This window comes from Myxococcus sp. XM-1-1-1 (assembly GCF_020037095.1).
GTDB lineage: Bacteria > Myxococcota > Myxococcia > Myxococcales > Myxococcaceae > Myxococcus > Myxococcus fulvus.
Window position 1 is genome coordinate 162,450 of the sequence record NZ_JAIQDH010000021.1, and the last position, 19,012, is coordinate 181,461.

A 19,012-nucleotide genomic window follows, 5' to 3' on the forward strand; every position below is an offset into this window, starting at 1 on the left:
GGTCCTCCTTGAAGTGCTCGAAGCCAGGACGTCCGTCGACCCACGAGGTCGCCGGGCTCCTGGCTTCTCTCTTTTCCAGCGGGCAGACGGGGCGTCTGGCTTCTGTTGCCGGGCGTCCCTGGCTTCGGGGTACAACGTGGCCCGGTGGCTCCTCGCGCTCGACTCGCCTGGTGGTGTCTGTTGCTGGCCTGGGTGACCGGGGCCTGCGGGCCGTGCGGCTTCCAGCCGGAGTCGGGCGTCAAGGTGGTGGTGCCCGCGATGCCCACCACGCTGGATTGGAGCCATTCGGACCCCGAGAGCTGGGCGAACTACCCGGTGATGCTCGCGACGCAGAAGGGGCTGACGCTGCTGGGCGCGGACCACTCGGTGCGGCCGGGGTTGGCGGAGCGGTGGGAGCGCTCTCGCGACGAGCAGGGGCGTGAGGTCTACGTCTTCCACCTGCGTGGAGATGTGCGGTGGTCGGATGGCTCGCCGCTCGTGGCGCGGGACTTCGTGGTGGGGTGGCGGCGCGCGCTGCGCGGACGTGAGCGCGGGGAGATGGCGGACCTGGAGGGCGCGTCGGAGGTGCTGGCGCTGCAGGACCGCATGGCGCCCGAGGCGGACATCCGCGCGGCGCTGGAGCGCGTGGGCGTGGAGGCGGTGGACGCTCGGACGCTCCGGGTGACGCTGGCGCATCCGCGCAGCTACTTCCTGGCGCGCATCGCGAACGTCTACATCTTCTACCCGGCGCCCTCCGCGGACCTGGACGGGCGCTCGGATGAGGAGGTCCGTGATTACTTCGACAGGCCTCGTGACGGTCGGCCGCTGGCCTTGGGGCCTTATCGGGTGGAGAGCTGGGACAGGGCAGGGGAGCGGGTGCGGTTGGTCTACAACCCGCGCTCGGCGTTCCCTCCGCCCATGGCTCCGGGCGAGGTGCCCGTGCCCGTCATCACGTTGATGAAGTCGGAGATTGGACCGGCGCTGTATGAGCGGGGCCGGGTGGACTTCGTCTTCGTGGACAGCGCGGCGGCGCTGCGGGTGAAGCGGCCCGAGGACCTGCAGCGCGAACCGCTGTTGTCGACGTACTACCTGGCGTTCAACACGGAGCGCGCGCCGTTGGACAGGCCGGAGGTCCGGCGTGCGCTGTCACGGGCGTTGGACCGCGAGGCGTTGATGGTCGGGTTGCTGCCGGCCGCGCGGCCCTCGCATGTGTTGCTGCCTCCGGAGCTGCCGGGGGCTGCGTCGGCCGAGGAGGCGTTGCGGCTGCCGCACTACGAGCCCGAGCGCGCGAAGGCGGAGCTGGCGCCGGTGGCCGGGTTGGAGCGGCCGTTGAGGCTGGTGTACCGCTCGGGGGACAACTTCGTGCCGGAGGTGGCCATCGCCGAGCGCGTGGCGGCGCAGCTGGCTCGGGTGGGCGTGAAGGTGGAGCTGGAGGCGAGGTCCGACTTCACGGCGGAGATTTCGCGGCGCACGGCCAAGGGGCCTCGCGCGTATGACTTGTACCTGCGGCGGTTGGGCGGGGACTACGCGCACCCGAACACGTTCTTCACGCTCTTCGAGCGCTCGGGCAATCACCAGACGGGCTGGGAGACGCAGGGCGGTGGCGAGCCCATGGCGCGCTTCGAGCGACTGCTGGAGGCCGGGGACGGCGAGGCGGACGAGGCGCGTGCGCGGACGATGTATGTGCAGGCGCAGGAGGTGCTGGTGGGGGAGCAGGCGGTGATTGCGCCGCTGTACCACCCGGACCGCTACTTTCGGGCGCGTGACACGCTGCGTGGCCTGGATGTGGACCCGTTCAACTTCCTGGCCCTGCGCACGCTGCGCAGGACCGCGCCCACTCCGGAGCAGACCGAGGTGGCGCGATGATGGCCGTGCTCCAGAAGCTCGCGCGGCAGCTCGTGTTGGTGCCCGTGGTCGCGGTGGCCTCGTACTTCCTCATGGCCATGTTGCCGCTCACCGCGGAGAGCGATGCGAAGCGGCAGGCGTCTCCGGAGTTGATGGCGTCGTATCGCCGGGACCTTGGCCTCGGTGAGCCGCTCGGCTTCCTGCGCCCTTGGGAGAAGCTGTGGCGCGGCGAGCGACTTGGCACGAGCGCACAGGGCATCACGGGCGACGAGCTGGCGCGCAAGCTGTCGGGCAGCGTCGGCGTGGGGATGCTCGCGCTTCCCCTGGCCCTGACATGGGCGCTGAGCTTCGCGCTCATTCGCACCCGTTGGCGACGAGGTCGGTGGTCCGCCCTGGGTGACGTCGTGCCGGCGCTGGCCTTCGGTACCCCCGTGTTCATCCCCGCGCTGTTGCTCGCGCCCGCGGTGGTCGAGCGCGGGCACATGCTGCCGGAGCTGTGCGCGGCGCTCGTCACGTCCATCTGGCCGGGCATCTTCCTGGGCACGCTGGTGGGGGACTCGCTGGAGACGGAGCTGTCGCGCGACTATGTGCGCACCGCGCTGGGCAAGGGCCTGTCGCCGGGCACGGTGCTGCGCCGTCATGTGCTCCCCAATGTGCTGCCCTCGCTGCTCGATGCCGTGGGGCCCGTGGCCACGGCGCTGCTCGCCGGCTCGTTCGCGGCGGAGCGCGTGTTGGGCCTGCCTTACTTCGGACAGCTCTACGTGCTCGCCGTGCTCAACAAGCAGGTCGCCGTCGTCGTCGTGGCGACCACCACCTTCGCCTCGCTGCTCGTCGTCGTGAGCCTCGTGGTGGAGGTGGCCCGCTACGTCGTGGACCCGCGTTCTCGTGAGGCCCGCGCATGAGCCCGAGGCTCGCGACTCAGCTCACCTCGCACGGTCCCGCCCTTTGTGATTTCGCGCCGTGCGACCTGACGGGCGTGCTTCGTCTGTCTGGCGACAGGTTCTCTCGTGAGGCCCGCGCATGAACCGCATCCCCGCGCGCGCCCGCGTCGGACTCGTGCTCCTCGTCGGGCTCGGCGTCCTCAGCCTCGTCGCCGGACGGCTGTTCCCGGACGTGCTCGCGAACACGTGTCCTCTGGGCGTGGACCCGACGCGTCCGGACCGCACCGTGTGCGAGCTGGCCTTCGGCGGCCTCTGGGTCTCCCTGGCCGTGGGCCTGTGCGCCGGAGGGCTCTCCACGCTCATCGGCCTCGTCGTCGCCGCGGTGGCGCGGCTTCTCGGCGGCGCGTGGGAACAGGTCCTCCTGCGCGGCGTGGACGCGGTCTTCGCGCTGCCCGATGTGCTCGTGGTGATGGTGCTCCAGCTCGCCGGCCAGTCGCTCGCGGACGCGGGGCTCGGCGGTGGACTGGGGCCCTTCGGATTGATGGTCATGTCGCTCGCGCTGGTGGGGTGGGCCGGGCCCGCGCGGATGTTCCGCAACCGGCTGGCCACGCTGGAGGGACAGGAGTACGTCGCCGCGGCGCGCGCGCTCGGTGGTGGCGGCGCTCATGTCCTGCGTGTCCACCTGTGGCCCGCGCTCCGGCCCTTCGCGCTCGCCGTGTTCCTGAGCCGCCTGCCCACCGCCATCCTCACCGAATCCACCGTCAGCTTCTTCGGCATCGCTCGCATGGAGCCGATGTCCCTGGGCCGCTACCTGGGCACCAGCTACGCCGCCCTCATCTACGAGGGCGGCGCGCGCGTGGTGCTCCCCGCCTGGGCGCTGTTGGTGATGCTGGTGCTCGGCGCGTCGCTCGCCTCCCAGGCGCTCTCGGCGGGCCCTCGCAAGGCCTCCTGAAGAGCAGGCGCCGTGGGCGTGTCCGCTTGGAATTCCCACCGAGGACATGTGGGTTCCCATCACACGGAAACCTTTTGCCCAACCGGTGCCCTCATGTCCCTGCCCACCACTGAAGAGTTGATCCCCGTGCTCGGCCCCGACGCGAAGGAGCGCACCGAGCGCAGTGACGAGCTGAAGGTGGAGCCCGTGCGCAGCGCGGTGCTCGTCGTGGAGGACGACCCGTCCCACCGCGAAATCCTCGTGGAGATGCTGGCCGGCTGGGGCTACGAGCCCCTGCCCGTGGGCAGCGCCGAGGAGGCGGAGTTCGCCGTGCGCAACAAGCGCATGGACGCGGCCATCGTCGACGTGTTCCTCCCTGGCCGCAGCGGCGCCACGCTGATGTCACGGCTCCGCGAGCGCTTCCCCCAGGCCGTGCTCATCGGCGTGAGCGCGATGAGCGACTCCGCCATGGCGCGCAAGTGCAAGGGCCTGGGCGCGGACCTGTTCATCGGCAAGCCGCTCAACCCCGAGCGCCTGTCCGAGGCGCTCCAGTCGAAGCACACCAGCTGGCACTGAGCGAGGGGCGCCCGGCACCCGTCTTCCCAGGGCGGTTGCCGGTTGCACCGCTCGCTCGAACGGTTGATGCTCGTCTCGTGAAGAACCTCGCTCCCGGCTTCCTGCTGGCCATGCCTCAGCTCGGGGACCCGAACTTCTACCGCTCGGTCGTCTTGATGATCGAACACGGTGAGTCCGGCTCCATGGGGCTCGTCGTCAACCGGGGCGCGCCCTTGACGCTGGGCGAGCTGGCCCGCGGTCAGAAGCTCGACATCCACGAGGACCGCTCCACCCACCCCGTGTACCTGGGGGGGCCGGTGGAGCCCCAGCGTGGCTTCGTGCTGCACGACGATGGCGGGGTGCTGGAGAAGCACTCCGTCCTGCCGGGCCTGTTCCTCAGCGTGACGCTGGACGCGCTGGGGCCGCTCCTGGAGCGAAGCGCGCCCCGGCTGCGCTTCTGCCTGGGGTATGCGGGCTGGGGACCCAAGCAGTTGGAGAGTGAGATCGCCGCCGGCTCGTGGCTCTTCACGGAGGCCTCGAGCGAGGCGGTGCTGGGCCTGGAGCCCGGCAAGTTGTGGGAGACCACGTTGCGTGGCATGGGCGTGGACCCGGCCATGCTGGTGATGGGAAGGGGAATGAACTGATGCTCGACGCAGAATTCGTCCGCAGCCGCATCCTGGAGGCCCTGCCGGGCTCCGAGGTGGAGGTGCATGACACCACCGGGACGGGGGACCACTTCGAGGCCCGCGTCGTCAGCCCGGACTTCGCTGGCAAGATGATGGTGCAGCAGCACCAGCTCGTGTATGCGCCGCTCCAGCAGTGGCTCAAGTCGGGCGAGCTGCACGCGCTCGCGCTCAAGACCTATTCACCCGAGCAGTGGAAGAAGCTCGGGAACCGCTAAGGAGACACCCCATGAACCCCGACCTCAAGGCCCGGTTCGACCAGATCACCCAGTCGCACCCCATCGTCCTCTTCATGAAGGGCAACGCCCTGTTCCCCCAGTGCGGCTTCTCCGCGCGGGCGCTGCAGCTGCTGCAGCCCCACGGTGAGGTCTTCACGGTGGACGTGCTGGCGGACCCGGAGGTGCGCCAGGGCATCAAGGACTACACGAACTGGCCCACCATTCCGCAGATCTTCATCAAGGGGCAGTTCGTCGGCGGCGTCGACATCCTGTCGGGCCTGGCCGAGAGCGGCGAGCTGGCGGACCTGGTCGCGGGCAAGTCCCCGGCCTGAGCCGGGGGCCTCGGGGGGAGGGGAGACCCGCTCCCCTCGAAGCGGCTAGAATGGGCGGCCGCTACCGCGAGGAAACACCGTGGTCACCGCTACTCCGCCCAACACCTCCCAGAAGAACGAAGAGACCTCCGAGCCGTCGGGTGCCCCGACGCCGGAGGCCGTCGTCCCCGCGAACGTCGTCGTGACGGAGGCCGCCCCGGGTGTCGTCGTGCCCGTCGCGGTGGACCCCGATGACCTGGTGGCCACGGCGAAGACGCCCACGCTGATGGAGAAGGTGCAGGCGTTCCGCACGCGGCACGAGAAGTGGGAGATGGCCGCGTTCTTCTTCGGCGGCTTCCTCTACGACATCGTCTCGCTCAGCCGCATCGACGACAAGCTGACGCTGGTGCAGAGCTTCGGGTACCTGGTCATCCTGGCGACGCTGCTCCTGCTCGAGCAGCGCTACCCGGAGGGCACGGAGCCGCCGAAGCTGTTGGAGAAGGTGTGGCGCTGGCGCGAGGACGCCATCCACTTCTTCTTCGGCAGCCTGCTCAGCGTCTTCATGCTGCTCTTGTTCAAGAGCACGTCGGGCTTCACGCCCTACCTCTTCGTCGTCGGCATGTTCGCGCTGCTGGTGGCCAACGAGCTGCCGCTGTTCCGCAAGATGGGCCCGGTGGTGCGCGTCTCGCTGCTGAGCCTGTGCGTGACGATGTACTTCGCGTGCCTGCTGCCCGTGCTCATCGGGCGCATCGGCTTCTGGGTCTTCCTGCTGTCGGTGACGCTGGGCTGCGCGAGCATGTACGGGCTGATGCGGCTGATGGCGCGCTGGCGTCCGGACATGCAGTACCTGGTGCGCAACGTGGCGGTGCCGGGCTTCGGGGTGCAGGCGGCGCTGCTGGCCTGCTACCTGGTGGGCATCATCCCGCCCATCCCGCTGGCGGTGCAGTACTCGGGCATCTTCCACGACGTGAAGCGCGTCAGCCCGGGCGTGTACCAGCTGACCTCGGTGGATGACTCGGTCTGGTACAAGCCGTGGACGTGGTTCGGTCCGGACTTCGTCATCCGCCCCGGCGACAAGCCGTATTACTTCTTCCGCATCTTCGCGCCGAAGAACTTCGCGCCCTACAAGGTGCGCGTGCGCTGGTACTACGACCACCCGGAGAAGGGGTGGACGACGAACGGCAGCGGCTTCGTCGCCAACGTCAGCAGCAACGGGACGGATGGCGGCTATCGCTACTATGCGACGACCTCCAACCTGAAGCCCGGCAACTGGCGGGTGGTGCTGGAGACGGAGGACGGGCACGAAATCAATCGCCTGTCCTTCTCCGCGGGGGCGGACACGCGCACGGACCCGCGTGAGCTGGAGGTGAAGTACTCCACGCTGAAAGAGGTCCTCCCGCTGTCCACCGAGGAGTGGGAGAAGACGCGGAAGACGCCGGCCGCGCCCTCGGGTGGGACGGTGCCCGGGGCGGCCCCGGCTCCGGCCGACGAGGTGCCTCCTCAGGTGGCTCCCGCTCCGACGCCTTGAGGCGTGTGTCCGGGGGCCTACATACCTGACATATAGCTGTCACGCCCGGTCGTCATGGTGCGTCTCACGAAGCCGTCGAGCTGTCCCGGACTCGCGAGGACCCACGCCCCATGATTCCCATTCCCCTGATGTTCCTGCCGTTTCCCTTCGTGCCCGTGGACGCGCAACGCTCGAAGGGAGACGGGGCGCGTCCCCGGCGGGGCTCGGTGCTTCGGGGGGCCCAGGAGGCCGCCGTGACGACACCTCGCAAGCGTTCCTCCTCCGCGACGCGGAGCGGTGCGAAGGCGGCGCTGACGCCCGTATTGACGAAGCGTGAGCTGAACCGGGCGCTGCTCGCGCGCCAGTTCCTGCTGCGACGGACCCGTGAGTCCGTGCCCCATGTTCTCGAGCACCTGGTGGGGCTCCAGGCCCAGGCTGGCAACGCGCCGTATCTGGGCCTGTGGACGCGGATGGAGGACTTCCAGCTCGAGGACCTCACCCGACGCTACGAGCAACGGGAAGTGGTTCGGGCGACGCTGCTGCGCTCCACGCAGCACCTGGTCACCGCGCGGGACTACCAGTCGCTGCGCCCCGCGCTCCAGCCCGTGTTGGACCGGATGTTCAATCACAGCGCGTATCCGCGAGAGCTCGCGGGGCTGGACATGGATGCGCTGCTCGCCGAGGGACGTCGGCTCCTCTCGCGTGAGCCCCTGAGCTCGGTGGAACTGGGGCGGCGTCTCCAGGCTCGCTGGCCGGAGCGGGATGCGCAGTCGCTGGCGTTCGTGGTGCGGGTCGCCGAGTCGCTCGTCACGGTGCCTCCGTTCGGCACCTGGGGCGTGGGCGGAGAGGTGACGTTCACTCCGTCGGCGTCGTGGCTCGGTGCGCCCCTGGAGCCCGCGCTCGCACTGGAGTCATTGGTGCGGCGCTACCTGGGCGCCTTCGGTCCCGCCAGCGTGAAGGACATGCAGCACTGGTCCGGCTTCGTGCGACTGGGCGAGGTCTTCGAGCGGATGCGCTCCGAGCTTCGCGTGTTCCGTGACGAGCAGGGCGTCGAGTTGTTCGACCTCCCCGACGCGCCCCGGCCCGACGGTGACTCGCCGGTGCCCGTGCGCTTCGTGCCCGAGTTCGACAACCTGCTGTTGTCCCACTCGGACCGCGCGCGCGTCATCTCCGAGCCGCATCGCAAGCGCGTCTTCACCGTCAACGGCATCATCCGTCCGACGGTGCTCGTGGACGGCTTCGTGCGCGGCATGTGGAAGCTGAAGTGGGAGAAGACGCGCGTCACGCTGCACGTCTCGCCCTTCGCCCGACTGTCTCGCGAGGACCGCGAGGCGCTCACGGAGGAGGGGCTGCGCCTGCTCTCCTTCGCGGCGGCGGAGGCCTCGGAGCACGAGGTGCGCTTCGCCCCGGTGGCCTGAGAGCACGCCGCGCAGCGGAACGCGGGCACGCGTGGATACGGACCTCGGAGGACTTCGTGCCCGGTGCGGCTCGACCGCGAGGTCACGGCGCCGAGCTCCCGGCCCGCACCTGCTTCGTGGTGGGGCCGGGACGTGACACGGGACTACTTGCGCTTGCCGGCCTTGGCCTTCTTCGCGGCGGGGGCCTTCGCCTTCTTCGCGGCGGCCTTCTTGCCCTTGGGGGCGGCGGACGCCTTGTCGGCGCTCCACACGCCGCTCATCCACGCCTCGATGTCCTTCACCGTGCGCGGGATGTTGCCGGACAGCACCTTGCAGCCGCGCGCGGTGACGACGATGTCGTCCTCGATGCGCACGCCGATGCCGCGGTAGCGCGCGGGCACCGTGAGGTCGTCCTTCTGGAAGTACAGGCCCGGCTCCACCGTGAGCACCATGCCCGCCTGCAGCTTCCCGTACTTGTAGGCCTCCTGCCGCGCCTGCGCGCAGTCATGCACGTCCAGCCCCAGCATGTGGCTGACGTTGTGCAACGAGTAGCGCTTGTAGAACTGGTGCTCGTCCTTGAGCGCCTCCTCGGCGTCCTCGAGGATGCCCAGCTTCTCCAGGCCCTCGGCCAAGACGCGCATGGCGGCGCGGTTGGGCTCCATGAAGTCGTTGCCCGGCTTCACCGCCGCGAACGCGGCCTCCTGCGACGCGTACACCAGCTCGTAGATGGCCTTCTGCTCCGGCGAGAAGCGGCCGTTGATCGGCAGCGTGCGCGTGATGTCCGCGGTGTAGAGCGTGTGTCCCTCGACGCCCGCGTCCAGCAGGAGCAGGTCCCCGGGGACGAGCGGACCGTCATTGCGGTTCCAGTGCAGCACGCACGCGTGAGAGCCGCTGGCGACGATGCTGTTGTAGCCCGTGTCGTTGCCCTCCACCCGCGCGCGCAGGTTGAAGATGCCCTCCACGTAGCGCTCCGTCTTCGCCACCTTCAGGCTGCGGATGACGTCCTCGAAGCCGCGCTGCGTGGCGTCGATGGAGATCTGCAGCTCGCGCAGCTCCTGCGCGTCCTTGATGAGCCGCATCTCCGACAGGAACGTGGCCAGCGCCTTGTCGCGCTCGCCGCCCTCCGCCACCTCCGCGTCCACCTTGGCCGAGTGTCCGCGCAACACGCGCGGGGTCTTCGCCGAGCCCTTCAGGCCCTTGAGGTATGCGTTCAGGGTGTCGAGTCCGCGCGCCTCGTCGACGTCATGGCGCGCGCGGCTCTCCGGCACGCCCAGGCGCGGACCCACCCACAGCTCGCCCTTCACCCGGTCCGTGAAGAACGTCGCGTCCGAGCGGCCCGGGTTGGGCTCCACGAAGAGGATGTCCGTGTGGCCGCCGCCCTCCTTCGGCTCCAGCACCAGCACGCAGTCCGCCTCCATGTTGCCGGTGAGGTAGTAGAAGTCCGTGCCCGGGCGGAAGCGGTAGTACGTGTCGTTCGCGCGCACCTTCTCGTGGCCGGTGGGGATGACAAGCGTCTCGCCAGGGAACGCCTGCGACAGCGCCTTGCGACGGGCCTTGAAGGACTCCGCGTACTTGATCTTCGGCGGCAGCTTCCCCGACGCGGGCTTCCACTTCTCGAGCATGAAGTCGAGCAGCGCCTGGGGCGGCAGCGAGTCGTGGCTCGCGGGCTTCGCCGCTGGAGCCTGCGGCTCCGACGTGACGAGGGACTGCTGCTCACCGACCGCGGGCTGCGTGCTGTCGGAAGCGACCGAGGACGAAGGGATGGACGTGGCCATGGCCGATAACTCTCGGCCAGCGGCCCACCCCCTTCAAGTGCCACCTGCATCGTGACGCGGAGCAGTGTCTTCCCCGAGAAGGGCTACTTGCCCGACGAGCACGGGAACCGCCGTCTCCACCCGGAGGATGCGCGGCCCGAGCGAGAAGGGGCGGAAGCCGTGGGCTTCCAACAATTGGGCCTCGAACGACACCCAACCTCCGTCGGGGCCGATGGCGAGCACGGAGCGTTGGCCGGGGGCCGCGGCCACCTGACGCAGGGGCTGCGTCGCCGGAGGGTGGGGGAGCAGGCGGACGGCGCCGGTGGGGAAGACGCTGTCGAGCTCGTCCTCGACGAAGGGGCGGAAGCGCTCGCGGACCAGGACCTCGGGCAGGCGGGTGTCGCGTGCCTGCTCCAGGCCTTGAAGCAGCAGGTCCCTCACGAACGCGCCGTCGAGCACCTTGGAGTCGAAGTAGCTCTTCTCCACGCGGGCGGCGTTGACCAGGACGATGCGGTCCACGCCCAGCGAGGCCACGGCCGGGAGGACCTTCTTGAGGGCCTTGGGGCGGGGGATGGCGAGCAGCAGGTCGATGCCCGCACGGGGCGGAGGGGGCTCGGTGAGGGACACGCGCAGGTGGAGGACGCCGGGGCTGTTCTCCAGCACCTCGCCCGAGCCCGTCAGGCCGCCCAGGCGCCCCACGCGCAGGGACTCACCGGGCTCGGCGCGCAGCACCTCCCGGGCGTGCTGGGCGCGGCGGCCGGTGAGCCGGGCGGTGCCGTCCGGCAGGAAGTCCTCGTCGAAGAGCAGCAGCAGGTTCACGGGGGGCCTGTGTACCCCGGCTGGCGGGGGCGTGGGTGGGTTCTTCCCCCGGGAGCGCCTGGCGCCCTGGCTGGCGGCGGGCCCCTGCACCGGCAGTGCTTGCCCGGTTCCGGGCCGTGCCGTAAAGCCGGGCTGTGCGTTCCCTTTGTCTTCGCTGCCACCGCCCCGAGAGCGCTTGCTACTGCTCGCAACTGCCGCCCCGGCTGGACACGCGCACCCGCGTCGTCTTCCTCCAGCACCCCCGTGAGCGCCGCGTGGCCATCGGCACCGCGCGCATGGCGCACCTGGCGCTGGCCAACTCCGAGATTCATCAGGGCGTCGACTTCACGGGCCACTCCCGCTTGGAGGAGCTGGCGAAGGACCCGGACTCCGTCGCGGTGCTCTTCCCGGGCGAGGACGCCATCTCCGTGGAGGATGCGCGCGCGCGGCCGCCGAAGACGCTCATCGTCGTGGACGGGACGTGGCCGCAGGCGAAGAAGGTCGTGTCGCGCAACCCCGTGCTCGCGGGGCTGCCGCGCATCGGCTTCGTGCCTCGGCGTCCGAGCAACTACCGCATCCGCGCGGAGCCGGCGGACCACTGTGTGTCCACCATCGAGGCGGTGGTGGAGATTCTCGGGCTGCTCGAGGGTCAGCCGGAGAAGTTCGACACGATGCTGCGCGCGTTCGAGTACATGGTCGACACGCAGCTGGGGCGTCAGGCGACGCGGACCTCGCCCAATCGCCGCCGCATCCACTACGGCCCGTGGCGTCCGCCGTTCGAGCTGCGCTCGCTGGCGCAGGCCTTCGAGAACCTGGTGGTGTTCTACGGCGAGGCCAACGCGCACCCGACGGGCGCGGACATCCCGGCCGAGCTGGTGCACGTGGTGGCGTGTCGCCCCGCTTCGGGAGAGCGCTTCGAGGCCATCATCGCGCCGGAGCGGCCGCTGGCTCGCAGCACGACGCTGCACGTGGAGCTGTCGGAAGAGGTGCTGCGCGCGGGCGAGACTCGGGCCGCGGCGCTGGCGCGGTTCGAGCAGTTCCTGCGTCCGGACGATGAGCTGGCGGTGTGGACGACGTTCGCGCTCGACCTCTTGTGGGAGGGTGGGGTGGCGCGCAGGCCCGCGAGGAACGTGCGGCTGGCCACGGCGCGCGCGCTGGAGGGCAAGGCGGGCGGGGTGGAGCACGCGATGGAGCTGCTCTCGGGGCCGGACGTGCCGCGCTGGGCTCCGGGACGCGCGGGCACGCGCATCCGCGCGCTGGAGTCCGTGCTGCGCGTGCTGGTGGAGCGAGGCCAGGCGAGCGAGCCGATGAAGCGCGTGAAGCAGCGCACCGGCACCGAGGGCTGACGCGGGACGGCGGTTGAGCTCGGTCGGACAGGGGCGCGTCGACAACGCCTCGGGTGTCTGGTTTGGGTGATGGAGCGCCCCGGGTGCGCGGGGGCTACGGCAGGATGGCCGCGCCCGCCTCGCGCACGTAGCGGCCTCGCGGGAACTCCTTCAGGTACTGACGGTACTCGAGCTTCGCGTCCTGTCCCTGGAGTCGCTGTTCGAAGCAGCGCGCGCGCAGGTAGCGCGCCTGTTCGCGGTGTTTCTTGCGCGGGCTCTTGTCGGCGATCTCCTCCAGGCCGGCGAGGTAGTTCTCACAGCTGCGCTGACTGAGCTGGAGCCGCGCATACCCGAGGAACCTCTCGTCCGCGTCCTTTGACAGGAGCGCCTGGGGATTGTGGTCATCCTTCTTCGGCGGCGTGGCCTCCGCCACCTTCGTGGGCTGCGAGGGTGCAGTGGCGGGCGCGCGTGGCGGCGTCATGCGCTCCGTCACCGAGGGGGCCGGGTAGGGCGCGAAGTCCTGCGACGGGTCGAGGGGAGAGGACGGCGGCTGGGTCGTGGCGACGGTGGCGGGAGGCTCTGCCTGGGGCGCGTCCTCGGTGTCGGGCGGCACGGCCACGGGGTCGGGCAGCTCGGGCGCAGGGGGGCTCTCGCGTTGAGGCGAGAGGGATGCGACCACGAGCTTCTTCGATTGCGCCTTCATCACCGGCGCCGTCGCGACGGCGGACTTCACCGTGCTCGGAGCCTGCGGCGCGTGGGCCACCGCGGGCAACACGTCCTGCGCTCGCGCGGGAGGGTTCGCGGCGGTGGGCACCGTGGTGCCGACATCCTGGGTCGAGGACTCGGTCGGACGCTCGAACACCTCCAGCGCTTCGCGGTCCGGTTGGGACAACTTCTCCTGCTTCAGGGCCTGGTCGCGGGAGCGCAGCTCGACGCGCTCGCCAGCGCCCACCATGCGCGCGGGCTGTCCCTCCAGCTCCACGCGCACGCGGCCCTCGGACACCGCCACGGATGCGCCCAGCGCCGTGCGCTCCACGGTGAAGACCGTGCCGACCACGGACACGCGCAGGCCCGCGACGTCCACGCGGAAGCCGCGCCGCTCGGCGTGCGAGGCCTTCACCGACAAGCGGCCCTGATGCACCGTGAGGTGCACGTCGCTCGGCTCGGCCTTCGACAGCTCCACCTCGGAGCCCGCGGACACGCGGACCTGGCTTGCATCCGGGAGCCGCAACATCGCGGAGGCCTTCGCGGGCGTCTTCACCGCGACACCCGAGCGCAATCGCATCCCGGCGCGCAGCTCGCGCTCCTGCCCGCCCTGTTCCTTGAGCACCGCTCCCGGAACGCTGTCGGTCCGCGCGGGGTTGCCGTCCATCGCGAGCGACTCCACCGCGCTCTCCGAGGACGTCGTGCTGCCCGTGGACCCAGGCTGTTCCGCGAGCGCCTCGTCTGTCGACCTCGTCTGCTCTACGAGTTCCGTGCCCGCGGGCACGGTCGTCCGTCCCGCGAGCGCCTCGTCCGACGTCGTCGCCTTGCCCGCGAGCACCTCGCTCGTGGGCGTCCCGCGTGTCGTCGAGATGCTGATGAGGAAGAGCGCGAGCGCCACCGCACAGGCCCCCGCGAGTGCCAGGGCCCACGGCCATCGCGCGTGCTGTGCCCCGGTGCTCGCGGCCGCGTCGGTTCGTGCCCACGGCCGCCGCGAGCGTTGTGCCCCCGAGCTCGCGGTCGCGTCGGTTCGTGCCCACGGCCACCGCGAGCGTTGTGCCCCCGAGCTCGCGGTCGCGTCGGTTCGCACCCACGGCCACCGCGTGCGTTGTGCCCCCGAGCTCGCGGTCGCGTCGGTCCGCGCCCACGGCCACCGCGTGCGCTTCGCCTCCGTGCTCGCGGCGACCTTGGCTCTGAGGGCCGTGCCGACCGCGTCCCAGCGCACCACGGGCTCCACTTGACGGGCCTCGTGCAGCATGGCGCGACTCGTGCGGATCTGCTCCCACTGAGCGGCGCACGCGGGGCACTCGGACAGATGCGCCCGGATGCGCGCGGAGTCCTCGGCGCTCAGCTCGTCGGCCGCCAGCGACCACAGCGCGCCTGCCTCAGGGTGAGCCATACGGGCCTCCAGGGCGGCGGGTGGCGAGCAGTCGCTGCATGGCCTCGTTGAACTCCAATCTCGCGTGGTGCAGCCGGCTGCGGACGGTGTTGGGAGAGCTTCCCACGGCCTCGGCGATTTCGTCCGGGCTCATTCCGCACAGCTCGTAGTACACGAAGACGATTCGCTTCTTGGGCTTGAGCCGCTCCAGCGCCAGCTCCACCAGCCGGGCCGCCTGCCTGCGCTGCGCCGCGGCCTCCGGGTCCTCGCCCGAAGACTCGCACTCCGGCGGCTCCGCGACCGAGTCCTCCGGCCTCCTGCGCTTCCACCGCAGATGCGACAGCGCCACGTTCGAGCACACCCGATAGAAGAACGTCCGGAAGCGCGACTCACCCCGATAGCCCTTCACCGCCGTGAGCAGCCGCAGGTACGTCTCCTGGAGCAGGTCCTCCACGTCCACGCGATTGCCCACCAAGTGCCGCAAGGTGCGCGCCGCGTCCACCTTCGTCATTTCATACAGACGCTCGAAGGCGGTGAGGTCCCCATCCTGGAGCCGGCTCACGAGCAGCCGCAGCTGCGGCTCATCCGACGTGGGAGGTATGGCCGGACCTGGCCCAGGGCGCTCTTCGGGCGAGGCGGCGGTCGCCAGTGCCTGGGCATCACGGAGAATCACTGGACGCTCTCCCTCCGGGACCCGCCGCGAGGTTCCCCCTTGCAGGAGCGCCCCACCGTCCATGTGAAAGGTCCAGGTCAGCACACTACCTCCGTGCCCCTGGGTCGCCGCGGCGGCGTGGGACGATCAAAAAAGATTTTTGATCAGCCGTCAGCGCCCCGGAGTCCAACGCGGGTGAAACCGGACAACCCACCCGGTGGCCGGACCGGTTCCCCGTAGCTCGGAGTCCCCGCTCATGAGGCACAACCCCCTGCGACGCCTGCTGGCGCCGCTGCTCGTGCTGTTCGCCTTCCTCCAAGGCTGCATCATCCACGAGCCCGACGACAGTTGGATGGACGACGAGGACGTCTGCTACTGCTCCACCAACGCCGACTGTGATTCGGGTCAGCAGTGCGTCGGCGGGTACTGTCGAGACGTCGGCTCCGGCACCCAGCGGTGTTCCTCCTCGCTCGAGTGTCCCGGCACGCAGATCTGCCTCGACAACTTCTGTGCTCAGCCCTGCGTCCGCAACGGCGAGTGCCCCAGTGGTCGCTGTGAGGGCGGCTTCTGCACGCCCTCCTCCACGCCGCGCCCCGACGCGGGCACTCCCGATGGTGGTCCTCGTCCGGATGGCGGGTCGCGCCCCGACGGCGGTTCCCGCCCCGACGGTGGTATCGACGGTGGTCCCGTGACGGACGCGGGCCCCGGCCCCACGTGCTGGGTGAACGCGGACTGCGGCGCGGGCAACTACTGCATCAACAACCAGTGCGTGCGCGGCTGCTCGACGGACTCCAACTGCTCTGGCGACGAGGCGTGCGTCTCGGGCGTGTGCCGCCCGCGTCCGCCGGACCCGAACGCGTGCCGCTCGGCGTACGACTGCAGGGATGGCAAGGACTGCGTGGACGGCCAGTGCCGGGCGCAGTGCGAGTCCACCACGCAGTGCCCCGAGGACTACTCGTGCCAGATCGGCTACTGCCTGCCGATTCCCCACGGCGGTGAGTGCCGCGCCAACTGCGACTGCCCCTCCGGCCAGGTCTGCACCAACGGCCAGTGCCGCTCGCCGCAGCCGGAGCCGGGCCAGACGTGCATGGCCAACTGCGACTGCCCCTCCGGTCAGGTCTGCACCAGCGGCTACTGCCGTCCTCCGCAGCCGCCGCCTCCGCCTCCCGACGCGGGGCCGGGCACGTACTGCGCCGCCAACTGCGACTGCCCCTCCGGTCAGGTCTGCACCAACGGCTCCTGCCGCGCGCCCACGCCTCCGCCTCCCGACGCGGGCTCCAGCAACGTCTGCCGCGCCAACTGCGAGTGCCCGGAGAACCACGCGTGCACCGACGGCGTGTGCAAGCCCGTCAACCGCGGCAGTGGCCAGGCCTGTGTGGCCAACTGCGAGTGCCCCGCGGGCGAGCGCTGCGTCGAGAACGCGTGCTGGCTGTAGCCAGGTGACGTCCCGGGTGGCGCCCTCGCTTCGTCAGGGCGCCACCATCCGCCAGCAACGGTGGATGTCCTTGCGCTGGAAGTCCTCGGGGATGGAGCCGGGCGTGAGCTCCTCCACGGACTTCCAGCCGCGCGTCGCCTTGGCGTCCAGTTGGAAGCCGAGGAAGTTGTTGGAGAAGTAGAGGACGCCTCCGGGGGACAGCAGCGTCCGGAGCGCGTCCAGCATGCGCACGTGGTCGCGCTGCACGTTGAACGAGCCCGTCATCTTCTTCGACGTGGAGAAGGAGGGCGGGTCGCAGACGATGAGGTCGAAGCGCTCGGGGCCTCGGGCCTGGGCCTCCACCCAGGCCTTGGCGTCGCCGCGGACCAGCTCGTGGCGCGCGTCCGCGAGGCCATTGAGGTCCAGGTTGTCCTCGGCCCAGTCGAGGTACGTGTTGGACAGGTCCACCGTCACGGTGCTCGCGGCGCCGCCGGCGGCGGCGTAGACGGTGAACGCGCCCGTGTACGCGAAGAGGTTGAGGAAGCGCTTGCCCCGGACCTCCTCGCGCACGCGCTGGCGTGTGTCGCGGTGGTCCATGAAGAGGCCGGTGTCCAGGTAGTCGCCCAGGTTGACCCAGAACTTCAGGCCGCGCTCCTCGACGACGAGCCGACCGCTGCCCTCGCCCACGCGGCCATACTGCGCGCGGCCCCAGGGCTGGGGCGTGTGCGTCTTGACGAAGACGCGCTCGGCGGGCGTCTCGAGCACCTGGGTCACCGCGGCGAGGACCTCCTCGCGCTGCGTCTCCGCGGTGCCGGACTTGAGGGCCTTGCGGCGTGGGTACTCGGTGACGTGCACGCAGTCGCCGTAGATGTCGACCGCGTAGGGGTACTCGGGAATGTCCCGGTCATAGACGCGGAAGGCCGTCAGCCCCTGGGCGCGAGCCCACCTGCGGAAGTGCTTCGAGCCCTTGCGCAGCCGGTTGGCGAACATGCCGGCCTCCGCCTGGGGTGCCGCGTCGTCGCCGCCGTTGCCGTGAATACCTTGTGGGTCAGCCATGCCCAAGCGTCCCTCCGTCCAGACCACCGCGGCCCCACTCATCCCTGAGTCTCCGACGTACGACAAGCTCCGAGAAGCCGCTTCGGGCTGTCAGGCGTGTCCCTTGTGGAAGACGGGGACGCAGACCGTGTTCGGCGAGCCGGTGGGGAGGCCCGGTCCAGGCCCCAGGGTGATGCTGGTGGGCGAGCAGCCTGGAGACCAGGAGGACCGTGAGGGCAGGCCCTTCGTGGGGCCGTCCGGCAGGCTGCTGGACGAGGCGCTGGAGGAGGCCGGCATCGACCGCTCGCAGGCGTATGTCACCAACACGGTGAAGCACTTCAAGTGGACGGGGGACGGCAAGCGCCGCATCCACGCGAAGCCCAACACCACCGAGGTGCGCGCGTGCCTGCCGTGGCTCGAGGCGGAGATACAGGTGTTCCGCCCCGACATCCTCGTGTGCCTGGGGGCCACCGCGGCGCAGGCGCTGCTCGGCAAGGACTTCCGCGTGACGCAGCAGCGAGGGCAGCCGATTCCCTCCGCGTGGGCGCCCATCGTCGTGGCCACGGTGCACCCCTCGTCCATCCTGCGAGCGCCGGACCCGGAGGCCCGGGAGCGGCAGCGCGAGGCGTTCGTCGAGGATTTGCGCGCGGTGGCGCGGCTCATCCGCGAGGCGTCCTCGGACAGGGCAGGGGAGGACGCGCACGCGCCGATGTGATGGCGGTGGGGCCGCGAAGGCAGAAGCCTTGTGGTCGTGAGCATGTGGTTGCGCCATCACCCTCGCCGCAATGCGTCCTCGCAGAGCGCAGGGGGCGTCCGCGCGCCGAGGTGATTGCGGTGCGGCAGCGCGCGGAGAAGACTCCGCGCCATGAGCGTGCGCACCGAGAAGAACGGCCCCGTCACCACCGTCGTCCTCCACCGTCCCGAGGTGCGCAACGCCGTGGACGGTGCCACCGCGCAGCTCCTCGCGGACGCCTTCCGCGCGTTCGACGCGGACACGGAGTCGCGAGTCGGCGTCCTCTACGGCGACGGAGGCACCTTCTGCGCGGGCGCGGACCTCAAGGCCGTCTCCGAAGGCCGCATGCCGCGTCTCCAGATGGACGGCGACGGTCCCATGGGCCCCTCGCGCATGGTGCTGGGCAAGCCCGTCATCGCGGCCATCAGCGGTCACGCCGTCGCCGGGGGCCTGGAACTGGCGCTGTGGTGTGACCTGCGCGTCGTCGAGGAGGACGCGGTGCTCGGCGTCTTCTGCCGGCGCTGGGGCGTGCCGCTCATCGACGGAGGCACCGTGCGGCTGCCCCGGCTCATCGGGTTGTCCCGGGCCCTGGACCTCATCCTCACCGGCCGCCCCGTGTCCGCCCAGGAGGCGCTGGGCATGGGGCTGGTCAACCGCGTCGTCCCCAAGGGCCAGGCCCGGGAGGCCGCCGAGGCGCTCGCCCGGGAGGTGGCCGCCTTCCCCCAGGCCTGCATGAACGCGGACCGCGCCTCGGCCTACGCCCAGGGGGGCCTCTCCCAGGAAGAAGCACTGCGTCAGGAGTTCATCCGGGGCGTCAAGGTGCTGGAGTCCGAGTCCGTCCCGGGGGCCACCCGCTTCGCGAAGGGGGCCGGGCGGCACGGGAAGTTCGAGTAATGCGGAGGTGCTGATGCACG

General features: G+C 70.6%; 18 protein-coding genes. 13 read left to right on the forward strand and 5 right to left on the reverse strand.

The features are described 5' to 3' along the window. The first annotated feature begins 258 nt into the window (after window positions 1-258). The 9 genes from K8640_RS32495 (at window position 259) to K8640_RS32535 (ending at window position 8,328) form a co-directional block, all read left to right on the forward strand. The gene (locus K8640_RS32495) at window positions 259-1,845 is read left to right on the forward strand and encodes a peptide ABC transporter substrate-binding protein (RefSeq protein ID WP_223750645.1); all 1,587 of its coding nucleotides are present in this window, start codon (window positions 259-261) and stop codon (window positions 1,843-1,845) included. Further along, window positions 1,842-2,726 carry an ABC transporter permease subunit gene (locus K8640_RS32500; RefSeq protein WP_223750608.1) on the forward strand — a complete coding sequence of 295 codons (885 nt, stop codon included), beginning with the start codon at window positions 1,842-1,844 and terminating at the stop codon, window positions 2,724-2,726. Before K8640_RS32495 ends, K8640_RS32500 begins: the two co-directional genes overlap by 4 nt. 118 nt (window positions 2,727-2,844) lie before the next feature. Continuing rightward, window positions 2,845-3,657: an ABC transporter permease subunit gene (locus K8640_RS32505; protein ID WP_223750609.1), complete on the forward strand. Its 813-nt coding sequence runs from the start codon at window positions 2,845-2,847 to the stop codon at window positions 3,655-3,657. Between the two features lie 93 nt (window positions 3,658-3,750). Next, window positions 3,751-4,212 carry a response regulator gene (locus K8640_RS32510; protein WP_046712197.1) on the forward strand — a complete coding sequence of 154 codons (462 nt, stop codon included), beginning with the start codon at window positions 3,751-3,753 and terminating at the stop codon, window positions 4,210-4,212. 77 nt (window positions 4,213-4,289) lie between these two features. Next, window positions 4,290-4,835, forward strand: coding sequence for a YqgE/AlgH family protein (locus tag K8640_RS32515; protein WP_223750610.1), 546 nt, complete (start codon window positions 4,290-4,292; stop codon window positions 4,833-4,835). After that, complete coding sequence (locus K8640_RS32520; protein ID WP_141326072.1) at window positions 4,835-5,092, forward strand: BolA family protein; 258 nt, start codon at window positions 4,835-4,837, stop codon at window positions 5,090-5,092. The genes K8640_RS32515 and K8640_RS32520 overlap by 1 nt, the downstream gene beginning before the upstream one ends. 11 nt (window positions 5,093-5,103) lie before the next feature. Then, entirely contained in the window at window positions 5,104-5,424 is a 321-nt protein-coding gene (grxD, locus tag K8640_RS32525; RefSeq protein ID WP_223750611.1) for a Grx4 family monothiol glutaredoxin, read from the forward strand. A 79-nt stretch (window positions 5,425-5,503) separates the two neighbouring features. Next, window positions 5,504-6,931 carry a DUF2914 domain-containing protein gene (locus tag K8640_RS32530; protein ID WP_223750612.1) on the forward strand — a complete coding sequence of 476 codons (1,428 nt, stop codon included), beginning with the start codon at window positions 5,504-5,506 and terminating at the stop codon, window positions 6,929-6,931. Window positions 6,932-7,041: 110 nt separating this feature from the next. Next, window positions 7,042-8,328 carry a winged helix DNA-binding domain-containing protein gene (locus K8640_RS32535; RefSeq protein ID WP_223750613.1) on the forward strand — a complete coding sequence of 429 codons (1,287 nt, stop codon included), beginning with the start codon at window positions 7,042-7,044 and terminating at the stop codon, window positions 8,326-8,328. 143 nt (window positions 8,329-8,471) lie between these two features. On the opposite strand, the gene K8640_RS32540 is transcribed toward K8640_RS32535, so the two are convergent. Together K8640_RS32540 and K8640_RS32545 are read right to left on the reverse strand one after the other, a co-directional pair. Continuing rightward, window positions 8,472-10,082 (reverse strand): aminopeptidase P family protein, encoded by a 1,611-nt coding sequence (locus K8640_RS32540; protein ID WP_223750614.1) that lies wholly within the window; start codon window positions 10,080-10,082, stop codon window positions 8,472-8,474. 33 nt (window positions 10,083-10,115) lie between these two features. Then, window positions 10,116-10,880 (reverse strand): 16S rRNA (uracil(1498)-N(3))-methyltransferase, encoded by a 765-nt coding sequence (locus K8640_RS32545; RefSeq protein ID WP_223750615.1) that lies wholly within the window; start codon window positions 10,878-10,880, stop codon window positions 10,116-10,118. Window positions 10,881-11,014: 134 nt separating this feature from the next. Here K8640_RS32545 and K8640_RS32550 point away from each other — a divergent pair, with 134 nt between their 5' ends. Beyond that, window positions 11,015-12,205 carry a tRNA-uridine aminocarboxypropyltransferase gene (locus tag K8640_RS32550; RefSeq protein ID WP_223750616.1) on the forward strand — a complete coding sequence of 397 codons (1,191 nt, stop codon included), beginning with the start codon at window positions 11,015-11,017 and terminating at the stop codon, window positions 12,203-12,205. Window positions 12,206-12,299: 94 nt separating this feature from the next. Here K8640_RS32550 and K8640_RS32555 read toward each other — a convergent pair whose 3' ends face one another. Further along, entirely contained in the window at window positions 12,300-14,285 is a 1,986-nt protein-coding gene (locus tag K8640_RS32555; RefSeq protein ID WP_223750617.1) for a FecR domain-containing protein, read from the reverse strand. After that, complete coding sequence (locus tag K8640_RS32560) at window positions 14,272-14,937, reverse strand: RNA polymerase sigma factor (RefSeq protein ID WP_223750618.1); 666 nt, start codon at window positions 14,935-14,937, stop codon at window positions 14,272-14,274. The genes K8640_RS32555 and K8640_RS32560 overlap by 14 nt, the downstream gene beginning before the upstream one ends. A gap of 235 nt (window positions 14,938-15,172) precedes the next feature. Between K8640_RS32560 and K8640_RS32565 the strand changes: the two genes are divergently transcribed. Beyond that, a complete protein-coding gene (locus K8640_RS32565; RefSeq protein WP_223750619.1) occupies window positions 15,173-16,351 on the forward strand; it encodes a hypothetical protein in 1,179 nt (392 codons plus the stop codon). A gap of 33 nt (window positions 16,352-16,384) precedes the next feature. On the opposite strand, the gene K8640_RS32570 is transcribed toward K8640_RS32565, so the two are convergent. Further along, a complete protein-coding gene (locus K8640_RS32570) occupies window positions 16,385-17,386 on the reverse strand; it encodes a class I SAM-dependent methyltransferase (RefSeq protein ID WP_370640424.1) in 1,002 nt (333 codons plus the stop codon). Between K8640_RS32570 and K8640_RS32575 the strand changes: the two genes are divergently transcribed. Further along, on the forward strand, window positions 17,385-18,080 hold the full coding sequence (locus K8640_RS32575) for a UdgX family uracil-DNA binding protein (protein ID WP_223750621.1): 696 nt from the start codon (window positions 17,385-17,387) through the stop codon (window positions 18,078-18,080). The genes K8640_RS32570 and K8640_RS32575 overlap by 2 nt on opposite strands. 150 nt (window positions 18,081-18,230) lie before the next feature. Next, window positions 18,231-18,992 carry a crotonase/enoyl-CoA hydratase family protein gene (locus tag K8640_RS32580; RefSeq protein ID WP_223750622.1) on the forward strand — a complete coding sequence of 254 codons (762 nt, stop codon included), beginning with the start codon at window positions 18,231-18,233 and terminating at the stop codon, window positions 18,990-18,992. Window positions 18,993-19,012 lie beyond the last annotated feature (20 nt).

Bases quoted from the DNA above. Each gene is read 5' to 3' on its own strand.
- K8640_RS32495 (WP_223750645.1), top strand. From the start codon at position 259: ATGCCCACCACGCTGGATTGGAGCCATTCGGACCCCGAGAGCTGGGCG.
- K8640_RS32500 (WP_223750608.1), top strand. From the start codon at position 1,842: ATGATGGCCGTGCTCCAGAAGCTCGCGCGGCAGCTCGTGTTGGTGCCC.
- K8640_RS32505 (WP_223750609.1), top strand. From the start codon at position 2,845: ATGAACCGCATCCCCGCGCGCGCCCGCGTCGGACTCGTGCTCCTCGTC.
- K8640_RS32510 (WP_046712197.1), top strand. From the start codon at position 3,751: ATGTCCCTGCCCACCACTGAAGAGTTGATCCCCGTGCTCGGCCCCGAC.
- K8640_RS32520 (WP_141326072.1), top strand. From the start codon at position 4,835: ATGCTCGACGCAGAATTCGTCCGCAGCCGCATCCTGGAGGCCCTGCCG.
- grxD (WP_223750611.1), top strand. From the start codon at position 5,104: ATGAACCCCGACCTCAAGGCCCGGTTCGACCAGATCACCCAGTCGCAC.
- K8640_RS32535 (WP_223750613.1), top strand. From the start codon at position 7,042: ATGATTCCCATTCCCCTGATGTTCCTGCCGTTTCCCTTCGTGCCCGTG.
- K8640_RS32540 (WP_223750614.1), bottom strand. From the start codon at position 10,082: ATGGCCACGTCCATCCCTTCGTCCTCGGTCGCTTCCGACAGCACGCAG.
- K8640_RS32555 (WP_223750617.1), bottom strand. From the start codon at position 14,285: ATGGCTCACCCTGAGGCAGGCGCGCTGTGGTCGCTGGCGGCCGACGAG.
- K8640_RS32565 (WP_223750619.1), top strand. From the start codon at position 15,173: ATGAGGCACAACCCCCTGCGACGCCTGCTGGCGCCGCTGCTCGTGCTG.
- K8640_RS32575 (WP_223750621.1), top strand. From the start codon at position 17,385: ATGCCCAAGCGTCCCTCCGTCCAGACCACCGCGGCCCCACTCATCCCT.
- K8640_RS32570 (WP_370640424.1), bottom strand. From the start codon at position 17,386: ATGGCTGACCCACAAGGTATTCACGGCAACGGCGGCGACGACGCGGCA.
- K8640_RS32580 (WP_223750622.1), top strand. From the start codon at position 18,231: ATGAGCGTGCGCACCGAGAAGAACGGCCCCGTCACCACCGTCGTCCTC.